Source organism: Thiohalocapsa sp., from assembly GCF_022340605.1.
GTDB lineage: Bacteria > Pseudomonadota > Gammaproteobacteria > Chromatiales > Chromatiaceae > Thiohalocapsa.
The window spans coordinates 1-3891 of sequence record NZ_JAJDNQ010000037.1 but is presented as its reverse complement, the minus strand read 5'-3'; the positions used below and the strand labels follow the sequence as shown (position 1 = coordinate 3891).

Below are 3891 nucleotides of genomic sequence, written 5' to 3'. Positions count from 1 at the left end.
GGCCTGTTTGGCACGCTTTTCGACGGAATTCGGGCCAGGTGATACGCCGGCTCCATAATGACTCCGTCCGCGCCCGAGGGAGCGCCGTCCCCGGCGCGACAGGCATCCCCACGAATTGCGCCACGCCAGGCCGCTCGCCATCCGCACAGCCCCTTGAGAGCGCCGGCTTCCAGCCGGCTCGCCGCGCGCCCGGCTCGATGCCGGGCACGCGGCGTCAGGGCGCCGATACGCATGCAAGCCTCTGTCGCGGCGACAGATGTCCTGAGGACACCCTAGCGAGGCGTTGCCTCAGACCGACAACGATCAGGGCGCTGTCGCCGTGCCCCCGATCGTTGCGGCGCCCCGGCGCCGCAATGGATCCCCGGCCTCTGAATCCGCCCGTGGGCGCGGCGGCCGCCGGCGAGCGCTTGGTCCGCCTCGCGGGCCGTCCCGGCGGCGCGGCCGACCCGGCGCTGGAGCGCCGCGCGGGTCCGCGTCGACGCTGAAGAGACCGGGCAAATATTGCTCGCACGGCCGACGTCGAGCGCATTGCAGGTCGGGTTAGCGATAGCGTAACCCGACAATCAACGGCTTACCGACGTCCAACGTCGGGTTACGCTGCGCTAACCCGACCTAGACGCGTTGCGACGTCCCGGAGATCCGCATGGCTCGACACGGCCCGCTATTCGCGGGCGGTGTCGCTCCACCGTCTGGCGCTCCCCCACGTTGCCGCCGACTGCACTGGCGACAGGGTGCGGCCGCGCTGGATGCACGGCTTGAAAAGCGCGCGTGAACGGACGGCGGGCGGCCTGGTGCACCGAGCGTGCAGCACGCGCGGCCTGGTCTCCCCATGCTCTTCAGCAGCGGCGAGGACCTCTAGGCGTCGCTCGCGGCGCCTGGCCGGCGGCACCCGGCTGGCGGTACTGGCCTGTTGCGCGCCGCGTCGCCGGGCGTCGAGTAGCCGCGCGAACTGGTGTCCGACCGGAAGCGGGAGCACAAAAGGCAGCACCGGCACGTCGGTCGAGGGCTGGACAGGCGGTCGCGCCGCGCGCAGGACGCGCGCGGACGATAAGCCAGGGACGGCAGCGGAGCGTCGGTCGAGCGCCGGGCTGCACCGGGTGCCACCGCCGGCGCCGGCGGTGTCAGCTGGCCCCGCCGCGGCTGTCGGTGGCCGATCGCGATCGGGCCGAGCCGTGCCTGGCGGTGCCCGCCGGCGGTCCTCGCCGGTCCTGGCGGGGTGAGCAGCTACGCGGCGGCGCGCCGGTCGCAGTCGGCGGCGGCGTCGGCCTCGGCGTCCACCTCGGCCAGCGCCGCGAGCAGGGCCTGGCGCTCCAGCCGCGGCATGTCGCGGAGCTTCGCGGTCCAGCGGCGGACCTTCTTCCGGATCCGCTCGCGCTCCCGGTAGTCGTCGCCGAGGAAGCGGTAGTCGTGCAGTTCCACGGGCGGCGGGAAGCTGCACCAGAGGTGCTCCAGGGCCATGCCGCGGCGGGTAATGCTGCCGAAGGTGGTCAGGTGCCAGTCGCGCAGTTCGCGGGCGTAGAGCTTGGGGTGGTAGCCGGAGAGCATGACCAGCGCGCCGGCGGCGGCCTGGTCGCGGATCGCGGCGAGCAGGGCGCGGTGGTCGGGCTCGGTGAACTCGTAGCGGTACAGATCGCGGGTGCTGGTGCGCGTCTCGCGCAGATACGGCGGGTCGCAGTAGATGAGGGTGTCGGTGCCGTAGTGGCGTTCTTGCAGGTGCTGTAGCCCATCGCCGTGCACGATGGTGCGGTGCTGCGGCATCGCCTCGCCGGCGCCGTCGGTGGCTCCAGGGTCACCGCCGCCCCAGTGCTCGGCGATCACGGCGGCGTCGGCCTCGATGCCGAGGTTGAGGCCCGGCGCGGGCCGCTTGGCCTTGAGGATCGCCCCTGCGCCCAAGAAGGGCTCGACGTAGCGCCGGTGCGGCGGCATCAGGTTGATGAGCCGTTGCGTCGTGCCGCTGCCCGCCTTGCCGCCGTTGTAGGCCATCGCGCCGCCCTCGTCGTGTCTGCTGGTGATGGCCACCATCGACGGAAACGGCGGTGGTATCAACGGGCGGACCCGTGATGACGTACGAGGGCATGTGTAGGCGGATTCCTACGGCAAATGTCGCAAACTCCCAGCGTGGAACGCTCGCCGCTTTTCCATCCTTGGTGTGCGGGCACTGTTTTCATTAGAAGACCCTCACGCGGGGCGGGAGCAGAATCCTAGGACGCAAGCGATCTGAAAAACATTGCGGATGTGGCAGGCTCGATCGAGCCGGTTCGTGACGCCTTGCGCGAGGGCGCGAAGAACCTGACCGCGCCCGTAGGCGCCACCATTGGCGGCCTGGCGGGCTCAGCAGCAACCGGTGTTTTGACGTCCGCCGGAGCGTCGGTCAGCAGCGGCCTGGGTTGGGCGGCCGGAGCGTCGGCTGGTGCCAGTCCCGGGCTGAGCGCCGCACTTGGGGCGGCGGCCGCTGCAAATCCGGTTGTTCTCGGTGCCGTTGGCATCGCGGGCCTCGGTCTTGTGACCGTCGGCGCGATCGCTGCAATCGTCGACTTGTTGGACGGGGACTGAACGGCCGGCAAAGGCGGTCAATGCATTGTGCACATCGGCGAGCCGTGGCCACTACAGACCTGCGCCAGCAGCTCGCCCCGCCCCACGAGCGCGAGCATGAGGGCGACGTCCAGCGGCTGGGCGCACCAGCCGTCCGCGTCGCGCGGGCACTCGGCCCAGGCGGCGCCGAAGCCGCCAAGCCAGTAGCGCTGGGCCTGGGGGGCGTCGAGCGGGGGGAAGTCGGCGGCGGCCGTTGAGCCGTGGAAGACGGCGATGCCGGCGGTGAGCCAGTAATCGGCCTCGGGCGTGGTGGGCGCGGGGATGTTGACGCCGGGATACGGCATGGCGGGTGCTGGGGCGGGCTCGCGGCTTGGGTCTGTGACCCCGCATGCTACGGGACACCTCCCCCAACCGCCATGACGATTTGGATGACTCCACGCCGCTCGCCAGGATTGTTTACACGGGCGCGGGTGGGTTTGCGCACGCGGGGGTGGCGGTGATGGCGGGGTCGGGGTGATTGGGTCGGCTGCAGCCGGCGCATGCGCAGGGGAAAGGGCCGGTTGACGCGCTCAGTCGACCCGCCGCACGGTCGCCGGCAGCGCGGCGGGGTCGTCGAGGTGCACGGCGATTGGCGCTATCCAGCGCAACTTGCGGCCGGTGCGGCCTTCGCCGATGCGGTAGGTGTGCCAGGGCGTCGGCGAGGCTGCCGGGGCCGATGATGGCCTGGATGCCCTGCAGCGGCAGGAAGCACCAGTCGGGCCAGTCGGGGAAGTCGCCGCCACGGCCGGCGCGCAGGCGGTCGGCCTGCGCCCAGGCGTCGGGGTAGCCGCGGCCGACTGCGGCGAGGACCTGGCGCGGGCGGGGGTCGGATTGCCGCGGACTGGGCATGGCTCGGTTGCTGAGCGTCCAGCTCAGCGCTTGGCGTGCCGCCACACCCACGGCTGCTGCTGCTCCCCGCTGCGCGCCCAGACGCCGCGCCCCGCATCCCGCGCCCGCCGCTCGGCATCCAGATAGCGCCCATCGCTGCAGTAGCGCCGGTACACCGCCGCCTGCCCGGCGCTGACCATGGCCAGGTTCAGCGGCTCGCGGCCGGCGGTGTCGGTGCCGCTGTAGACCTCGCCGACGATGCGACCGTAGCGGTCGCGGTCCAGGCGCCGCAGCCGGATGGTTGCGGGGGTGATGCGGCGCAGGTAGTCGCGGCTCTCGCGGCCCCAGGGACGCTGGGCCATCTCCGGGGCGTCGATGCAGTGCAGGCGGATCTTGATCTTCTCGCCATCGCAGGTCGCGCGCATGGTGTCGCCGTCGTAGATGCTGCTGACGGTGCAGGTCTCGGCCGGAGGTTGGGGGGTTCAGGATGTG

At 71.8% G+C, this 3891-nt stretch carries 3 protein-coding genes; all 3 read right to left on the bottom strand.

Annotation, left to right across the window (positions count from 1 at the left end):
• Window positions 1-1224 precede the first annotated feature (1224 nt).
• The 3 genes from LJE69_RS04665 to LJE69_RS04655 all read right to left on the bottom strand — a co-directional run bounded on the left by LJE69_RS04665 (window position 1225) and on the right by LJE69_RS04655 (window position 3824).
• On the bottom strand, window positions 1225-2022 hold the full coding sequence (locus LJE69_RS04665; RefSeq protein WP_296921988.1) for a DNA adenine methylase: 798 nt from the start codon (window positions 2020-2022) through the stop codon (window positions 1225-1227).
• Between the two features lie 548 nt (window positions 2023-2570).
• Window positions 2571-2876 (bottom strand): histidine kinase, encoded by a 306-nt coding sequence (locus LJE69_RS04660; protein WP_296921986.1) that lies wholly within the window; start codon window positions 2874-2876, stop codon window positions 2571-2573.
• A gap of 567 nt (window positions 2877-3443) precedes the next feature.
• Window positions 3444-3824 carry a thermonuclease family protein gene (locus tag LJE69_RS04655; protein ID WP_296921984.1) on the bottom strand — a complete coding sequence of 127 codons (381 nt, stop codon included), beginning with the start codon at window positions 3822-3824 and terminating at the stop codon, window positions 3444-3446.
• Between the last annotated feature and the right edge of the window lie 67 nt (window positions 3825-3891).